The organism is Candidatus Mycalebacterium sp. (assembly GCF_977828045.1).
On sequence record NZ_CDWCUL010000010.1, the window covers coordinates 156,976 to 174,245 of the forward strand.

The window sequence follows — 17,270 nt, forward strand, 5'->3', positions numbered from 1 at the left end:
GGATTTTGAGAACAATAGTGGGAATAACAGGCGCTTCGGGCGCGGTTTACGCCGTTGATTTTCTGCGCAAATGCGAAGGCGACAAATACCTGATCGCGAGTAAATGGGGCAAAGCGGTTTTGAACGAGGAACTTAACGTCAAGGTTGAAGAACTCGGGCAATGGGTAAAAAAAACCTTCAGCGATTCCGACCTCGCATCCCCTTTTTCTTCGGGAAGCAATCACTTTGACTCAATGGTAATCGTGCCGTGTTCGGTTTCCACTCTCGCGAAAATAGCAAACGGCATATCGGACACTCTTATAACAAGAACCGCTCAGGTGGCGCTTAAAGAAAAAAGAAAACTCATAATAGCCCTCAGAGAAACTCCGCTCAGCACCGTTGCCCTTGAAAACGCCGCCCGGTTGTCGGGATACGGAGCAATCATAATGCCCATAAGCCCGCCGCACTATTCAGGCGCAAAAACCGCCGGGGAACTGGTGGGCGGCTTTGTGGAAAAACTTCTCTCCGTTGTTTCCGGCGAGTACCCGAACGGCTGGCGCAATGGAGATCTTGAGTGAGCAGCACCTTCCGCAACTTGCGCGAATACATATCGCATCTTGAAAAAAAAGGGGATTTGAGGCGAATCAAAACCGCAGTTGACCCCGAGCTTGAAATCACTGAAATCGCCGCGCGCGAAATGAAAAAGGGCGGCCCCGCGCTTTTGTTTGAAAATGTGAACGGCTCGCCGTTTCCGCTCGCCATCAACCTTTTTGCTTCCAGGGAAAGAATTGAAACCGCTCTGGGCGGCAATCCGCGTGATGTCGGCGAGGAGATTGTGGAAATTTTTGAAAAAATAAACCCGCCTTCCGCGCGGGGAATTTTCTCCGCACTACCGAAAATGACGCGCGCGCTGTCAATGAGAACAACAAATTCGTGGGGCGGCGCACGTGTTCAAAAAAATGAAATCGCACCCGACCTTGAAAAACTTCCGGCGATAAAATGCTGGCCCCAAGACGGCGGAAGGTTCATCACCCTCGGGCTTGTGATAACTCACAGCCCGGTTTCAGGCAGGAGAAACATGGGGCTTTACCGTCTTCAAATATACGATTCGAAAACCACCGGAATGCACTGGCACGCGCACAAAGGAGGCGCGGCGCACTATGACGAGGCGGAAAAACTCGGGCGCGGCCTTGAAGCGGCAATTGTGCTCGGCGGCGACCCGGCTTTGATATTCAGCGCCATCGCCCCGTTGCCCGAAGGTATTGATGAAGTCGCGTTTTCGGGCTATCTGCGGCGCAGAGCGGTGGCGATGACGAAAGGCAAAAGCGTGTCAATAAAAATTCCCTCCGAAGCGGAAATGATAATTGAGGGAATCGTCCCGAAAAATATCAGACGCACCGAAGGACCGTTCGGCGATCATTTCGGCCACTATTCAATGCAGGCGGATTTTCCGGTTTTTCAGGCATCCCGAATGACTTTCGCGGACGGCGCGGTTTTTCCCGCCACGGTTGTCGGCAAACCGCCGCAAGAGGATATGTATCTGGGAATCGCGGCGGGCGAAATGTTCTCGCCGCTCATAAGAATTATCCATCCCGAAATAAAGGATATGTGGGCGTGTCCCGAAGCGGGATTTCACAACCTTCTTTTTGTCAAGGTGGACGAGAGATATCCAAAAAACGCCGTTAAATCCATGCTCGCGCTGTGGGGCACGGGGCAACTCGTACTGACAAAATGCATGATAACGGTTTCGGGAGATGTCAACCTGCGCGATTTTTCCGCGATACTTGAAGAAGTCGGAAAGAACTTTGACCCTTGCGATGATTTTCTGCTTATTCCCACCGCGCCGCTTGACACGCTTGACTTCACAAGCGGAAGTTTCAATGTTGGAAGCAAAATGGGAATAAACGCGGTTAAAAAACCCGGCAAACCGCCCCTTGAATACTGCTCTTCCGTTCCCGACCCGCGCGAAAAACATCCGGAAATAACAAACTGGCGCTTACTCGCGGGCGGATTTTTTGTGGCTCAAGTGAAAGGCAATCCCAAAGGGCTGATAAGGCGCATTTTTGAAACTCCGGGTTTTGAAAAAATCAGAATCGCGGTTCTTGTGAGCACGGATATTGACATACACGATGACACCGAACTTATATGGGGAATTTTTACGCGCTTTGACCCGCGCCTTGATGTGGAGTTTGAAGAGATGAACCGCTTCGGGTCCGATATGAAACGCGAGGGCCGCATGGGAATAGACGCCACAAAAAAGGAGTGGTATCCTGAGGTTACTGAAATGACGCCTGAAATCAAAACGAAAGTGTCTGAAAAGTGGAACAGTTACCGGAACTTATAGAAAAGCTGTGCGTTGACAAATCCCTGCTTCCCATTTTCAAAAAAGTGGAAGCCGGAGAGCGTATTTCGTTTGATGACGGCATCCGCCTGCTTGAAACCGATGACATGCACACGGTCGGAATAATGGCGGATTTTATAAAACGCAGAAGAAGCGGCAACAAGGTCTATTTTGTCGTCAACCGGCACATCAATCCTTCAAACATCTGCGCCATTTCGTGCAAGTTCTGCGCTTTTGGAAAAACAAAAAAAGCGGCGGACTCTTATGAGATGTCCATACCGCAGATTGTCGGTATGTTGCACGAGGATTTGAGGGAAGTCCACATAGTCGGCGGGCTTCACCCCGATTGGGAGTTTGACCACTATCTCGATATTGTGCGGGCGATTAAGGAGGCGCAACCCGGGTGCCATATTAAAGCGTTCACAGCGGTTGAAATTGACTGGTTTTCTGAAATAAGCGGCAAGTCGCTTGAACGCGTGCTTGAGGATTTGACAGATGCCGGAGTGAACGCGCTCACGGGGGGCGGCGCGGAAATTCTGCATCCCGAAATCAGAAAAAAAATCTGCGCGCCAAAAACCGTGGCGACCAGATGGGAAGAAATTCACAAACTCGCTCACGGTATGAACATTCCAACAAATGCCACAATTCTTTACGGCCATCTGGAAAAGCCGTTTCACGTCATAGACCATTTTGAGCGACTCAGAAATATTGAGGACGAAGCGCCGGGATTTTTCGCATTTATTCCGGTTCTGTTTCAGCCCGAAAACACGAGGTTGGACAACATACGGCCCTTCCCCGCTTCATACGATATGAAAATTCACGCCGCCGCACGTCTGTTTCTGGACAACATTCCGCACATCAAAGCTTATTGGATAACGCTCGGCGAAAAAGCCGCGCAAGTCGCGCTTCATTACGGCGCGAGCGATGCGGATGGAACGATTATGCGCGAAAAAATCATTCACGACGCCGGAGCGCCGTCCGAACTGGGACACAGCAGAAATTTTATGGTTAATATGATTAAAAATGCCGGATATGTTCCGGTGGAAAGAGACGCGCTCTACAATGAGTTGAGAGTGTATAACTGAATGTGAATGGCTTGAAAAATGACATCTGAAAAACTCATTAATATCAATGACTTCCACCGCAAAGCGAAAGAAAAACTTCCGCAAATGTTTTATGACTATTACGCTTCGGGGGCTCATGATGAAATCACGCTCGCGGACAACCGGGAGGCGTATAACCGCATAAAACTGCGTTACAGGGTTATGGTGGATGTTTCGGAGCGGGATATGTCCGTTGATATTCTGGGGAGCAAGGCGTCAATGCCGATTTTGGTTGCGCCGACCGCTTTTCACGGGCTTGCTTCTCCAGAAGCGGAATGCGCGACTGCGAGAGCAACGGACAAAGCGGAAACGCTGATGATTTTGAGCACGCTTTCAAACACCACGCTTGAGGACGTGAAAAAAGAGACGGCCGCGCCGCTTTTCTTCCAGCTCTATGTTTACAGAGACCGCGCCGCAACCGAGGAACTTGTGCGAAGAGCCGAGGCGGCGGACTACAAAGCCATTGTAGTTACGGTTGACGCGCCGATTCTGGGAACACGCGAACGCGATGTGCGCAACGACTTTCAACTGCCCGAAGGACTTACCATAAAAAACATGAGCGCCGCGCATATAGAAAAAATGAGCGGGGAAACCGGCTCGGGGCTTGGAAACTATTTCGCATCCTCAATAGACCCTTCCCTTTCGTGGAAAGACATAGCGTGGCTCGGCGGCATAACAAAACTGCCCGTTCTGGTTAAGGGAGTCGTCCATCCCGAAGACGCGAAACTCGCGCTTGAAAACGGCGCGGCGGGCGTTGTGGTCTCCAATCACGGAGGCAGGCAGTTGGACACGAGCCCGGCAACAATAGACGCTCTGCCCGACATTGCCGAAGCGATGGACGGAAAGGGAACCCTGCTTGTGGACGGCGGAGTGCGGCGGGGAACCGATGTTTTCAAAGCGCTCGCGCTCGGAGCGGATGCGGTTTTAGTCGGAAGGCCTGTTCTGTGGGGCCTGGCCGCGGACGGCGGGGAAGGCGTCCGCCAAATTCTTGAAATCCTCCGTACGGAGTTTGACAAAGCGATGATGCTCTGCGGTTTTTGCTCAGTTGACGAGATTAAAAAGAAAGGAAAAGAAATTCTTTTCTAATCACAACAAATTGTAAATCAGCATAAAGATGTAGCGCATATTAGGGCTTTGTTTCTGCGCGTTAAGTTTGGGTTGCAGGTTGCTTATCCCCCCGAAAAGGGTTCCGTTGTAAGCACCGGCAACGACGCTGAACTCCTTTAAATCAATAAGCGGCTCGGACGGATCCGAAAGCGGACGAACGTTTCTTTCGGCGGCGCTGATTCTTATGCCGTCTCCTTCAACTCTTGCGAGAAACCATCTCTGGGAGTCCGGCAACATATACTCGATGCCGTCTCCAACTTTCTCTTTGAGAATATCCCACTCCTTTTGCGGCGGGTCGCCGAAGTCAATCCTTCTGTCTCTGAGCATTTCATGCCACCTCCCGTGTTTGGCTTGGATTTAATATAACTGAACTATACAATTAGCCGGAAATGGAAGAAACCCTGCAACAGCTCGCCGAACAGATTGAAAAACACATTGAACAAGGCTCCCGCGCCGAAATTTCAAACGTACTGGCGGGGGTTCACCCCTCAAAAATAGCTGAAATCATTGACCAGATGGATCGGGACGCGCAGGCGTTTGTGCTTTCATCTCTGGGCAGTCATAGGACGTCCGAAGTGCTTCCCGAACTGCACGAAAGTTTGCGTGAGGAACTGCTTTCCATCTTTGACGAAGAACAGATAGCAGACATTGCCGAAGAGATGGATTCTGATGATGCCGCCGACCTGATTCACGAACTGCCCGAAGAAAAAGCCGAAGATGTTCTTGCGAAAATAGATCCCGAAGAGCGCATGGAAGTTGAGCCGCTACTCAAATATCCCGATGACTCTGCGGGCGGCATTATGCAAACCGAAGTCCTGGAGGGGTCGCCGGAGTCGCCTGCGGGAGAAACCATTGAAAAAATAAGGGAGCTGTCTCAATCAAATCAGATTGAGGAATACCACAGGATTTATGTCGTTGATAAAAACAACAAACTCGTAGGCACGGTTTCGCTTGGAAAACTTGTGATTTCCAATAAAACCACTCCGCTGTGGAGCATTATGGAATCGGTCTCGCCTGAGACGACTCTTTCCCCGATGACGGACCAGGAGGAAGTCGCGCTTATGTTTAGAAAATACGACCTGATGTCCGCGCCGGTTGTGGATGAAGAGGGGAAACTTCTCGGCAGAATCACCGGTGATGACATAATGGACGTCATCGCCGAAGAGTCCGAAGAAGACCTTTTGAAAGCGGCGGGAGTGGGAGGGGATCATCTGCATCCCATACACACTCCCACTTTTGAAAAGATCAAAGTGAGAATACCGTGGATAGTTCTCACGCTTCTGGGAGAGCTTCTCATAGCGTTTGTGGTTCTGCATAACTTTCAGGTTACGCTTGAGCAGTTCGCCATACTCGCCGCTTTTATGCCCGCAATTATGGCGGCGGGCGGAAACGTCGGGGTTCAAACAAACACCGTGGTTATCAGGTCTCTCGGCATGGGAACTATCCGCGGCGGACAAGTCATGTCCATACTTTTCGCGGAAATGAAAGTGGGGTTAATTCTCGGTCTGCTTTGCGGAATAATGGGGGCGTTCGCGGTGGAGTTTATAAACGCCGGGCAGCCGAACAACGTGATGGTCGGCTATGCGGTGTTCATAGCAATGATTTCCGCGACACTGGCGACCTCCTCTATCGGCGTCGTGCTTCCGATGGCGCTTAAAAAATTCAACATAGACCCCGCCGCTTCATCAGGTCCGTTTCTTATGATGTTTAATGACATTCTCGGCTCTATTTTCTATCTGTTTGTGGGAACAATACTGCTATTTTGAAAGGGCTCGAGATAAAAACCTGCAAGGCTCTTCTCATTAAAAAAATTCCAATTGGAGAGTCCGATGTTCTGGCAACACTGTTCACAAGGGATTTCGGCAAAATAAAGGCGGTCGCCAAAGGCGCCGCTTCAAGCAGAAAACGTTTCGGCGGCGGGTTGGAATTGTTCGCCGTTCTGAAAATTGAAATAAGTACGACCCGTTCGGGCCGAAGAATTCTTCAAGACTCAGTCGTTCTGGAAAGTTTCGGGCGCGTGGCGGAAAACATGAGTGTTTTTCTCAAAGCGAACTGCCTTATTGATTTTATAGACGCCGCTTTTCCCGAAGAACAAACCCCGAACGAAACCGTTTTCAACGAAGCCGTAAAAGCCCTTTCCGCCATGAGCACGGGAATCGGGGTTGGCGCAATGTTCGGATTTCAGACCGCCGTGCTTGAAAGTCTGGGATACTCGGTTGACCTTTCTCGCTGTGGAGAGTGCGGAGGCGAAACCTTTGAGAGCGGGCATTTAGTTTTCCCGACCGGTGTTTTTCTGTGCGAAACCTGCGCCTGTGAATCGGAAGAAAAACCTGTCAGGAAAATCAGCCGCGCGGGGGTGGCAAAGGGCGGCGCGGCTCTTCAGGACATCAACTGCCTCAACGCTTTCTTTCAGTATCAAACGGGCGCGGTATTGAAATCCGCGAAAGTTCTGGAGAATATGCTGGGTGAATGAGTAAGAAAATGAAAAACGGAACGAACTATTCCGTGTCCGGATTTTTGTTCGGTTCCATGTCATGCGGAATTAAAAACCGCAAAGACGACCTCGCCCTGATTTACGCTGAAAAACCCGCCACAGCGGCGGCAATTTTCACAACAAACAGGCTCAAAGCCGCTCCCGTGCTTCTGGGAATGGACAGAATTAAAAAAGGCGTCTGTCAGGCGCTTTTGATAAACAGCGGGCACGCCAACGCGATGACCGGTGGCGAAGGGGAAAAAGCCGCTAAAACAACAACGCTTGCTCTCGCGCGAAACTTAAAAATCCCCCATTCCCTCGTAATTCCGTCGTCAACGGGGCTGATTGGCGGAAAATTTCCGGCGGAGAAAATCACAAAAGCGCTTCCGCGCCTTGTTTCCACACTGTCGCCCGATGGGGCGAAAAAAGCGGCGGGCGCGATAATGACGACCGATAAATTTATAAAAATCGCCTCACGAAAAATAAAAATCGGCGGGAAAACCGCAACCGTTTGCGCGATTGGAAAGGGCGCGGGAATGATAAATCCCAATATGGCGACCATGTTGTGTTTTATTTTGACGGACGTCAAGATTTCAAAACCGTTTGCCGCGAAAACCTTGCGCGAAGCGGCGGGAACTTCTTTCAACCGCATAATTGTGGACGGCGAAATGTCAACGAACGATTCGGTGTTTCTGCTTTCAAGCGGGGTGGCGGAAAACAAAACCCTTTCCGCCGTGAGCCCTGATGGACGGCGATTTGCCAAAGCCGTATCGGAGGTCTGTTTTGACATCGCCAAAATGATCGTTCGGGATGGCGAAGGCGCAACCAAAGTGGCAAAAATTGAAGTTGAAGGCGCGAAGAACGGGGCGGACGCCGAAAAAGCGGCGCGCGCTGTCGGCGGTTCGCTTCTCGTAAAGTGCGCGCTGTTCGGAGAAGACCCGAATTTCGGCAGGGCAGCTTCCGCAGTCGGGGCTTCCGGAGCAAAATTCAATCCGGCGAAATTGGACATTTGGATTGACAAACTGAAAGTGGTTAGCCGTGGAACGGAGATGCCCGGCGCCGAAAAGAAAGCCGCAAAGTTAATGAAAAAAAGCGAATTTACAATTAAAATCCGCCTCTCCGAAGGCAAAGCGAAAGCGTTTGTTCTCGCGTCTGATTTATCGCTTGATTATGTGCGCCTGAATTCGAAATACAGAAGTTAGCGTGCGATTTCAGAAAGAGACGAAAGCCCTTCCCTTTCCATAAATTTTACGAGCCCTCTGTTTATGTTTCCCGCGACCCACGCGCCCTCACCTCTTATCGCGGTGAACACTTGTAGCGCATTTGCGCCGGCTTTGAGTTTTTCAAGCGCGGTTTCGGTGTCTTTTATTCCGCCCGAGCCGATTATGGTGATTTTTCCTTGCGTCTGCGAGCGGATATACGCGATTCTCTCGGTTGACAGTTTTCTGTAATCCGCATCGTCCCCGCTTATTCCGCCGTTTTCATTCTCCCACCGCAAGCCGTATTTGGCTTTAATCTGCGGCGAATCGGTCGTGTTTGTCGCGATAATTCCCGCCGCGCCGGAAGACAGAACCACCTCTATCACATCATCTATTTCAGCAAACGAAGTTTCAGGGGATATTTTCGCGTAAACGGGAATTTTCTTTTCCCCCCTCGCAACAACAACGCTTTTCAGTATTTCCCGCAGAGCGTCTTTTTGTTGCAAACCTCTCAACCCCGGAGTGTTGGGCGAGCTGACATTAACCGCGAAATAAGAAGCGAACGGAAGAAGTTTCCGTGCGACTTCGGCGTATTCAGCGGGAGCGTTATCCCCGGAAGAGTCTTTGTTCAGACCGATGCTTATTCCTATCGGCATCGGAAGCGGAGACACATTGCTCAGGTTTCGAGCGACTCCGTCCGCGCCGGGGCTGTTAAAACCGAGACGGTTCAGAAACACGCCCGGAGCCAGTGAAAAAAGGCGGGGCTTTGGGTTGCCGGGTTGCGGATGCAGAGTTACCGAACCGATTTCCGCGCACGAAAACCCCATCGCCCGCAATCCGGCCACGGCTCTGCCTTTTTTGTCCCACCCTGCGCCGACAATCAAAGGATTTTCAAGACGCAAGCCGTCAATTTCGGTTTCAAGACGCTTATCCGAGAATCTTCTGCCGCCGTTAGTGGCAAATTCCGCGAGCGAGAGAGTCAACGGGGTTTTTGCGGCGAGATGCAGGCTTTCAATCACCGCAGAGTGAAGGGTTTCGGAATCAAACCGGTCAAGAATCGGGTTCACAAAATTTTTATAAATTGACATCAAAACCCGGCTACACGTTGAAACGGAAAAGCATAATATCGCCGTCGCAAACTTCGTAGTCTTTTCCCTCAGACCTCATTTTTCCGGCTTCCTTCGCCGCCGCCTCGGAACCCGCTTCAATGAAATCCTCGTATTTAATGGTTTCAGCCCTGATAAAACCTTTCTCAAAATCCGTGTGTATGGCGCCCGCCGCCTGAGGCGCTTTCGTGCCGCATTTTATTGTCCACGCCCTTGCCTCTTTCGGACCGGCGGTGAAATACGTTATCAGCCCAAGCCCGCCATAAGCCGCGCGCACAAGTTTTTCAAGCCCCGTTCTCTCAATGCCCATTTCGTTGAAAAATTCCGCCCTTTCATCGGGCGCCAGTTTTGATATTTCCTCTTCAATTTTCGCGCACACATTCACAACGGGGCTTGAAGTTTCGCCCGCGCGGCGCTCAACGGATTTGGAAAACTCAGAATCCACCGCGACGTCATCAACGTTGCAGACATAGAGAAGCGGCTTCGCGGTAAGAAGAAAAGATTGCAGTTCTTTGTCAATTTCCACAAAATCGGGATTGGCGCGAACCGAATTGCCTTCCTCAACAAACTCGCGCAACTTCGTAACGATTTCCAGATGTTTTTTGACCTCTTTGTCGCCGCTTTTCGCCTGTGAAATGAGTTTTTCCTCCCTTTTTTCAAGTGTTTCAAGATCTTTCAAAACAAGTTCGTTTTCAATTGTCGCGATATCACGCGCGGGGTCAACGCCGCCGTCAACATGGGTTACATCACCATCTTCAAAGCACCTCACAACGTGAACAATCAAATCCACTTCGCGTATGTGCGAGAGAAAAGCGTTCCCTCTGCCCTTGCCCTCGGACGCGCCCTTGACCAGCCCGGCGATGTCAACAAACTCAATAAAAGCGGGGACTGTTTTTTCCGGTTTCACAAGCGACTCTATTTTTTCCAGACGCTCATCGGGAACGATTGCTACGCCCACGTTTGGCTCTATTGTGCAAAAAGGGAAATTCGCCGCTTCGGCTTCGGCGCTTGTAAGTGAATTGAAAAGCGTTGACTTGCCGACATTTGGAAGCCCGACAATGCCACATTTGAGTCCCATAAATTGCCCCCTGTAAAAAGCGGGGTGAATGACCGGATTTGAACCGGCGACCTCCGAGGCCACAACTCGGCGCTCTAACCAGACTGAGCTACACCCACCATAATTTTTCGCGCCCGAGAGGATTTGAACCTCTGACCTACGGATTAGAAGTCCGTTGCTCTATCCGGGCTGAGCTACGGGCGCAATTACGCACAAACTACTCTGTAGCGTTCGGGGCGAGAGGACTCGAACCTCCGACCCCGGCGTCCCAAACGCCGTGCGCTACCAAACTGCGCCACGCCCCGAAGTGCGGGTTTATTATACATCACTCACTCCGCCATTCGGAACTTCTTCCAATACCGCACAAGTCCGCCGGTGTTCATTCCGACCGTGTCGGTATTTCTATACGCATCAAGCAATGCCGGCTCGTCCCGGACAGATGTAACACGGTCTTCAATCTTTTTTTGAAAATCGCGCGCGATTTCACTCTCGTCATCCCCCTTTTCAACCCTCGCGCCGACCCATGATGAAAACTCCTCAAGCGTTTCAGACAGATTATCAAGATGGGCTGAAACATCGGTATGCTCGCCGAAGTGGGTTGGACACAGAGAATCCGGCGAGATTTCGCGGATTTTTTTCACCGTTCCCTGCCACAACTCTATGTTGATTTCAGGTGGCGGCGTGGGCGGAATTACGGCGCCGGATTTTATCCTCACTCCCGCCGCATCTCCGGCGAAAAGTGTTCCGTCCGCCAGATAGCAGTGGTGGTGCCCGGCGTGTCCGGGCGTGTCAAAAACCCTTATTTTTAAATCACCTATCGAAAGCGTCTTGCCGTCTTCAACAATCATAACCTTGTCCTCCGCAATGGGTTGCACATCGCCCCAAAGCGTTTCCATCTTGTCTCCAAAAACCCGCGCCGCGGACGCCACAAGGCGCTCAGGCGCGGTTAAATGCCCGGCGCCTTTCGGATGCACATACACCTTTGCACCGTTTTGAGCATACCTCCACGCCCCTCCACTATGGTCAAGATGAATGTGTGTAACAAAGACATGCCGTATGTCTTTGAGGCGAACTCCGTGCTCCGCGAGCCCCTTTTCAACGCTGGTAAAAGTGGTTGAGGGACCGCTCTCTATCAAAATCGCACCGTCTGAACTGTCAAGCAGATATGATGCTATAACATTTGGAGAAATAAAATTGTGGTCTATTATCTTTGCTTTCATAAATTAAAATTTACTACCGAAACAGTTTGTTCACAAGACAGAGAAACTAATGACCCCGCTTCTTAAACTTAAAACCCCCGAAGGTTGCGCGGAAATATGGGCGAAACTTGAAAACCTTATCGGCGCGGGCAATTCCAAGGAAAGAATCTGTTCGGCGATAATCGCGGATGCGGAAAAACGCGGAATTCTCTGCGCGGGCAAAACTGTTGTTGAGGCAACAAGCGGGAACACGGGCGTTTCGCTTTCTCTTCTGTGCGCGTCAAAAGGGTATGAAACGGTTCTTTTCATGCCTGAAAGTGTCGCACCCGAAAGAAAATCCCCTGCCAGAGTTTACGGAGCGCGGATCTTTGAGACCCCCGCGAATGAGTTAATGAACGGAGCCGTAAAAAGAGCGCGGGCGTTCGCGGAAGAAAACCCGGACACACACTTTTTCACGGACCAGTTCTCAAATCCACTCAATCCGGAAACCCACCGGCGGGAAACCGCGCGGGAAATCATCACGCAGATGAAAAAAACTGACGCGCCCGAAATAGACGCCTTTATCATGGGAGTCGGCACCGGGGGAACAATTACGGGTGTGGGAACAGAGATTAAAAAAAATTTCCCGGACACGGAAATTGTCGCCGTTGAGCCCGCTTTATCGGCAGTTTTGTCCGGCGGCAAGGCCGGAAAGCACTCAATCCCCGGCATAGGGGTCGGTTTTGTGCCGGATGTTCTGGACACTAACTCCTATGACCGCGTAATCACCGTTACGGAAGATGAAGCGCGGAGCGGAGTTGCCGAACTCGCGCGAAACAATGGGCTGTTCGCCGGAATGTCATCGGGAGCAAACTACACGGCGGCAATGAAAGTGGCTCTGGAACTTGGCGCGGGGAAACGCGCGGTTACGATTATCTGCGACTCAGGAGACCGCTATCTTCCGGTAAAATAGAACGGATTGAAACACACCGCCGCGTGTGATATTTTCACGGAGCAGAAATTCAATGAAAAGCAGTATATTCAGGAACATATTTCTCTGGTTGGTGATTTTTGTCGGTCTGGTGGCATTTTATCAGTTCAAGAGCCCGGCAGTCAGCAAACCGCTGGAAATATCATACAGCCAATTCCTTTCACACCTTGAAGACAAAAAAGTCGACGAGGTCAAAGTTACTCTTGAAAACAGCCTCGTTGAGGGCTCATTCACCGAAGGGTTTTTTCCGTCCAAAACCGCACCCGCTGACGTTGCCGCCGCGCGCAAAAGCAATGAGGCGCGCTCTCCGGTTCAGTTCAAAACATTCGGGCCCGTGAGCGAAGATCACTTGCTTAAAGAGCTAATAAACAGTGGCGCGACTTTCAGTTACGAAAAAGATTCCGGCAGAACTTTCGGAAAACTTCTCATCAGTTGGGGACCGTTTTTGTTCCTGATACTGCTTATGGTTTTGTTCCTGCGTCAGGCTCAGGCGGGCGGTTCGCGGGCAATGTCTTTCGGAAAGAACAAGGCAAAAATGCTAAATAAGGACAACAACAAAGTTACTTTCAAGGATGTGGCGGGAATTGAAGAAGCCAAGGAAGAAGTCGGCGAAATCGTGGAATTTTTGAAAAATCCGATGAAATTCACTTCCATCGGAGGCAGGATTCCCAAAGGGGTTCTGCTTGTGGGTCCCCCCGGAACCGGAAAAACGCTTCTCGCCCGCGCCATCGCGGGGGAAGCGGACGTACCTTTCTTTCTTATAAGCGGAAGCGACTTTGTGGAGATGTTTGTCGGCGTGGGAGCGTCAAGGGTCAGAGACCTTTTCACTCAGGCGAAGAAGAATTCGCCCTGCATAGTTTTCGTTGACGAGCTTGACGCAGTCGGCAGACACAGGGGAGCCGGGCTCGGGGGAGGACACGACGAAAGGGAGCAAACACTCAATCAACTTCTTGTGGAGATGGATGGTTTTGAAAACAACGAGGGAACAATAGTTATCGCGGCGACAAACCGCCCGGATGTTCTTGACCCCGCCCTCTTGCGCCCCGGACGGTTTGACAGACAGATAGTCGTTCCAAAGCCTGACCTCAGAGGGCGCGAAGCCATTTTGAAGGTTCATTCGGAGGAAACCCCGCTTCATCAAAATGTTGACCTCGCCGTAATCGCCCGCTCAACACCGGGTTTTTCAGGCGCGGATCTGGAAAATCTCGTTAACGAAGCCGCTCTTCATGCGGCGCGGACGGAAAACAAAATGATCTCAATGGAAGACTTTGAATTTGCCAAAGACAAGGTGATGATGGGAACGGAGAGGAAAAGTCTGGTTATAAGTGAAAAAGAGCGCGAAATAACCGCCTACCACGAAGCCGGGCACGCCGTTGTCGCGAAACTCACTCCGGGCACAGACCCCGTGCACAAGGTAACAATTATTCCGCGTGGAATGGCTCTGGGGCTCACTCAGCAAATTCCCGAAGAGGACAAATACACGCAGTCGCGCTCTTATCTGAACGCGTTGATTATGGTTCTGCTCGGCGGGCGCGCGGCGGAGGAGATTATTTTTGGCGAGCGCACAAGCGGAGCCAGCAATGATTTGGAAAGAGTGACGGAAATCGCCAGAAAAATGGTCTGTAATTGGGGCATGAGCGAAAAAATAGGCCCCATATCGCTCTCCAAAACGGAAGAGCAGATTTTCCTCGGCAAAGAGTTCGCCAGAACTGTTGACCACAGCCAGAGCACCGCCGAAGAAATAGACAGGGAAATTAAAGCGATTGTGGAAAACAACTACGAAAAAAGCAAACAAACCCTGCTTGACAACATCGGCATTCTCAAATCAGTCGCCAAACGGCTTCTCAAAAAGGAAAGCATAAACGGGTCTGAAATTGACGAAATAATGGGCGCGTCGGATCTTTTCGCGAAACACTTCAAAAACGAAACGCGCGCGGAACCAAATCCCAAAATGACCCCCAGTCCCACATAATGAAAAACGGCGCGAAAAAAAACACGCAGCAAATGCGCCCTTTGAGAATAAAAAACAAAACCTTTGACATAACAAAGACGCTCGTAATGGGCGCTTTGAACCTGACTCCCGATTCTTTTTACAAAAAAAGCAGATGTTGCGGAACGGTTGACGAGTCTCTTTTCAGAATTGAGCAAATGCTCTCCGAAGGCGCGGACATCGTGGACATGGGGGCGGAATCCACACGCCCGGGCTCGCTTCCGGTTTCAGAAGAGGAAGAAACAAACCGCCTGATGCCTGTTCTTGAAAGGTGTGCGAAAGAGTTTCCCGACATGATTTTTTCCGTGGACACAACCAAAACCTCGGTCGCCGAACGGGCTCTTGAAAACGGCGCGGCAATGATAAATGACATAAGCGGATTGACCTTTGAAGACTCCATCGCGAGCAAGGTCTCCGAAGCGGGTGCGGCGATTGTCCTGTCGCACACGCCCGCGCGCCCATGCGAAATGCAGAGATGTGCAGACTATGAATGCGTTGTAACAGAGGTCAAGGAAGCGCTCAACAAATCGGTTTGCAGGGCGACCGAAGCGGGAGTGAGCGCGGAATCTATAATCGTTGACCCGGGAATCGGTTTCGGAAAAACCGGAGAGCAGAACCTTGAAATCCTGAACCGACTTGAAGAGTTTTCAGAAATTGCCGCGCCCGTGCTGGTCGGAACTTCACGCAAATCGTTCATAGGCAGAGCGCTCGGCGGGCTTCCACCGGAGGAAAGGCTTGAGGGAACCGCCGCAACCGTGGCGATAGCGGTTATAAAAGGTGCTTCAATCGTGCGCGTTCACGATGTGAAAGAAATGGCACGTGTGGCTAAAATGTCGGACGCTATAAAGAGCGGTGCGGCATGAGCGAAATCATTGAAATTCTCTCGCTGGACTTTTCGGGCGGCTTTGGTTTCAAGGACGCCTTCGATTTGCTTGTTGTAACTTTTGTCATTTACAAACTGATTTCCCTGCTTAAAGGCAAACGCGCGATACAAATGATGGCCGGTCTGTTTTTTCTTTTCGTCTTCTATCTTTTGTCGGAGAAAATCGGGCTGTTCACGATTAACTGGTTTCTCGGAGAGTTCCTGAGCGCGATAATCATAATTATTGTCATTCTGTTCCAGAGCGACATAAGAAAAGCGCTCACGAGCATCGGGCGTGGCTCGCCCTTTCAGCAATTTTTCAAACATTCCGACTACAAAGAAAAAACAGTTGACGAGATTGTCAAGGCGGTAAATTATCTGGCAAACCGCAAGATAGGTGCGATAATAGCAATAGAGAGAAGCAACAGCCTTCTGGATTACGCAGAGAGCGGAATCGTGGTCAATACGGAGGTGTCTGCGGAAATTCTGATAAGCATATTCAACCCCGGTTCACCCCTGCACGACGGGGGAGTGCTGGTTCAGACAAACAAAATAACTTCGGCGGGTTGCTTTTTCCCGATAGACACAAATCCGGATATTCCCAATCACCTGGGAACACGCCACCGCGCCGCATTCGGACTGTCAAATGAAACAGACGCAACGGTTGTTGTTGTGTCTGAGGAAAGAGGAGAAATTTCGCTTGTCACTCAGGGCAAGATTACCCCCGCAATAGAGACAAACACGCTCAGAAAGGTGCTTGGAACTCTGCTTCAAGGGGCGGAAAACTGAAGAGAAAAACTATGACATCTCCGCAAAATAAAAACAAAGAAATTTTCGCGCCCGCCTCACAGCAAACAAAGAAAGCGGCCGGGGGCTTCAAAAATAAAATGACACTGGCGGGTCTCGGCAGATGGATAGGTGGCACAATCAGGGGCTTGCGGGAAAGGTTTACGACCATCAGTTTCGGGCGGCTCGTGCTTGCGTTTTTTCTCGCGGGCGCCATGTGGTTCACAGCAAACTACGAATCGGATTTGGAAAAAAATGTTGAAATACCGATTAATTACCTCAACCTTCCTTCAAGTTTTATTCTCAGTAACAAACCGTATCTGCCGGGCAATGTAAAACTCAGAATCAAGGGGACACGCAGTCAGGTTTCATCGGTCTTAAAAACCAATACCTCAATAAATGTGGATTTGAGCGGTAAAACCAGAGGGATTTACACGCACCGTATCAGCCCCGAATCGGTAAATCTTCCGCGAAATGTGCAAATTGTCAGCATAAGTCCGCGCGAAATCAATCTTGACATAGACACAATTGTCGAAAAGTTCGTGTCGGTAAAAGCGGAAATTGGCGACCCGTCGCTTGGCTATCAAATTGAGGGCGAAGCGGAAATCAGGCCCTCTACGGTCAGAATCAAAGGTCCCGGCAAAGTCATCCGCGGCATAAAAGAGGTGAAAACCGTTCCGGTCTCCATTGAAAAGGAAACATCGGCTTTCTCGGTGGATGCGGAGCTTATATTCCCTGACTCCCGCATTGAATTTCCGGAAATTCAAACTGTAAAAATAAGCGTCAAAATAGTTGAGACTTTCATCGAAAAAACATTCAAAGGGCTGGAAGTGAAAACGCGCAAAATTCCCGAAGACAGAAAAATCTCAATAAAACCGGAGACTGCGGACATAAAGTTTCAAGGACCCCATTCTCTGATAAACAAACTTTACGGAGACGATATAAAAATCTACATCAATGAGAAGTCCATGGAAAAACTTTCCATTGGCTCGTCAATAAAAGCGAAATTAATTTACGATTATCCGCATAAAGACAAAATAAGTGTGGTGGAAATAGTGCCAAAAACCGTCAAACTCACTTTGGAGTCGAAAAGATAGA

General features: G+C 50.4%; 16 protein-coding genes and 3 tRNA genes. 12 read left to right on the plus strand and 7 right to left on the minus strand.

From position 1 onward, the window contains the following. Positions 1–5 precede the first annotated feature (5 nt). From ACY430_RS02955 to ACY430_RS02970, 4 genes are read left to right on the plus strand one after another with little or no spacing between them, the layout of a single operon-like run. Positions 6–557 (plus strand): UbiX family flavin prenyltransferase, encoded by a 552-nt coding sequence (locus ACY430_RS02955; protein ID WP_462137398.1) that lies wholly within the window; start codon positions 6–8, stop codon positions 555–557. Continuing rightward, entirely contained in the window at positions 554–2,323 is a 1,770-nt protein-coding gene (locus tag ACY430_RS02960; protein WP_462137399.1) for a menaquinone biosynthesis decarboxylase, read from the plus strand. The genes ACY430_RS02955 and ACY430_RS02960 overlap by 4 nt, the downstream gene beginning before the upstream one ends. After that, positions 2,299–3,405 (plus strand): aminofutalosine synthase MqnE, encoded by a 1,107-nt coding sequence (gene mqnE, locus ACY430_RS02965; protein ID WP_462137400.1) that lies wholly within the window; start codon positions 2,299–2,301, stop codon positions 3,403–3,405. Before ACY430_RS02960 ends, mqnE begins: the two co-directional genes overlap by 25 nt. Positions 3,406–3,423: 18 nt before the next feature. Further along, on the plus strand, positions 3,424–4,509 hold the full coding sequence (locus tag ACY430_RS02970) for an alpha-hydroxy acid oxidase (protein ID WP_462137401.1): 1,086 nt from the start codon (positions 3,424–3,426) through the stop codon (positions 4,507–4,509). Here ACY430_RS02970 and ACY430_RS02975 read toward each other — a convergent pair whose 3' ends face one another. After that, positions 4,510–4,857 (minus strand): hypothetical protein, encoded by a 348-nt coding sequence (locus ACY430_RS02975; RefSeq protein WP_462137402.1) that lies wholly within the window; start codon positions 4,855–4,857, stop codon positions 4,510–4,512. Between the two features lie 62 nt (positions 4,858–4,919). On the opposite strand from ACY430_RS02975, the gene mgtE reads away from it, so the two are divergent. The 3 genes from mgtE to argJ are packed head-to-tail and all read left to right on the plus strand — an operon-like array spanning position 4,920 to position 8,205. Further along, the gene (mgtE, locus tag ACY430_RS02980) at positions 4,920–6,296 is read left to right on the plus strand and encodes a magnesium transporter (RefSeq protein ID WP_462137403.1); all 1,377 of its coding nucleotides are present in this window, start codon (positions 4,920–4,922) and stop codon (positions 6,294–6,296) included. Next, positions 6,293–7,003: a DNA repair protein RecO gene (recO, locus tag ACY430_RS02985; protein WP_462137404.1), complete on the plus strand. Its 711-nt coding sequence runs from the start codon at positions 6,293–6,295 to the stop codon at positions 7,001–7,003. Before mgtE ends, recO begins: the two co-directional genes overlap by 4 nt. Continuing rightward, on the plus strand, positions 7,000–8,205 hold the full coding sequence (gene argJ / locus ACY430_RS02990) for a bifunctional glutamate N-acetyltransferase/amino-acid acetyltransferase ArgJ (protein ID WP_462137405.1): 1,206 nt from the start codon (positions 7,000–7,002) through the stop codon (positions 8,203–8,205). Before recO ends, argJ begins: the two co-directional genes overlap by 4 nt. Here argJ and ACY430_RS02995 read toward each other — a convergent pair. The 6 genes from ACY430_RS02995 to ACY430_RS03020 all read right to left on the minus strand — a co-directional run bounded on the left by ACY430_RS02995 (position 8,202) and on the right by ACY430_RS03020 (position 11,585). Continuing rightward, positions 8,202–9,290 carry a quinone-dependent dihydroorotate dehydrogenase gene (locus ACY430_RS02995; RefSeq protein WP_462137406.1) on the minus strand — a complete coding sequence of 363 codons (1,089 nt, stop codon included), beginning with the start codon at positions 9,288–9,290 and terminating at the stop codon, positions 8,202–8,204. The two genes, argJ and ACY430_RS02995, sit on opposite strands and share 4 nt — an antisense overlap. A gap of 10 nt (positions 9,291–9,300) precedes the next feature. Then, on the minus strand, positions 9,301–10,386 hold the full coding sequence (gene ychF, locus ACY430_RS03000) for a redox-regulated ATPase YchF (RefSeq protein WP_462137407.1): 1,086 nt from the start codon (positions 10,384–10,386) through the stop codon (positions 9,301–9,303). Between the two features lie 23 nt (positions 10,387–10,409). Next, a tRNA-His gene (locus ACY430_RS03005) sits at positions 10,410–10,484 on the minus strand. Between the two features lie 10 nt (positions 10,485–10,494). After that, positions 10,495–10,569, minus strand: a tRNA-Arg gene (locus ACY430_RS03010). A gap of 27 nt (positions 10,570–10,596) precedes the next feature. Beyond that, positions 10,597–10,670, minus strand: a tRNA-Pro gene (locus ACY430_RS03015). Between the two features lie 24 nt (positions 10,671–10,694). Further along, complete coding sequence (locus tag ACY430_RS03020) at positions 10,695–11,585, minus strand: MBL fold metallo-hydrolase (protein WP_462137408.1); 891 nt, start codon at positions 11,583–11,585, stop codon at positions 10,695–10,697. Positions 11,586–11,634: 49 nt separating this feature from the next. On the opposite strand from ACY430_RS03020, the gene ACY430_RS03025 reads away from it, so the two are divergent. The 5 genes from ACY430_RS03025 to ACY430_RS03045 all read left to right on the plus strand — a co-directional run bounded on the left by ACY430_RS03025 (position 11,635) and on the right by ACY430_RS03045 (position 17,269). Next, a complete protein-coding gene (locus tag ACY430_RS03025; RefSeq protein WP_462137409.1) occupies positions 11,635–12,516 on the plus strand; it encodes a PLP-dependent cysteine synthase family protein in 882 nt (293 codons plus the stop codon). Positions 12,517–12,568: 52 nt separating this feature from the next. Continuing rightward, positions 12,569–14,506: an ATP-dependent zinc metalloprotease FtsH gene (gene ftsH / locus ACY430_RS03030; protein WP_462137410.1), complete on the plus strand. Its 1,938-nt coding sequence runs from the start codon at positions 12,569–12,571 to the stop codon at positions 14,504–14,506. Beyond that, positions 14,506–15,387, plus strand: coding sequence for a dihydropteroate synthase (gene folP / locus ACY430_RS03035; RefSeq protein WP_462137411.1), 882 nt, complete (start codon positions 14,506–14,508; stop codon positions 15,385–15,387). Before ftsH ends, folP begins: the two co-directional genes overlap by 1 nt. Beyond that, the gene (gene cdaA / locus ACY430_RS03040) at positions 15,384–16,175 is read left to right on the plus strand and encodes a diadenylate cyclase CdaA (RefSeq protein WP_462137412.1); all 792 of its coding nucleotides are present in this window, start codon (positions 15,384–15,386) and stop codon (positions 16,173–16,175) included. The genes folP and cdaA overlap by 4 nt, the downstream gene beginning before the upstream one ends. 98 nt (positions 16,176–16,273) lie before the next feature. Beyond that, positions 16,274–17,269: a CdaR family protein gene (locus ACY430_RS03045; RefSeq protein ID WP_462137413.1), complete on the plus strand. Its 996-nt coding sequence runs from the start codon at positions 16,274–16,276 to the stop codon at positions 17,267–17,269. The last annotated feature ends 1 nt before the right edge of the window (position 17,270 follow it).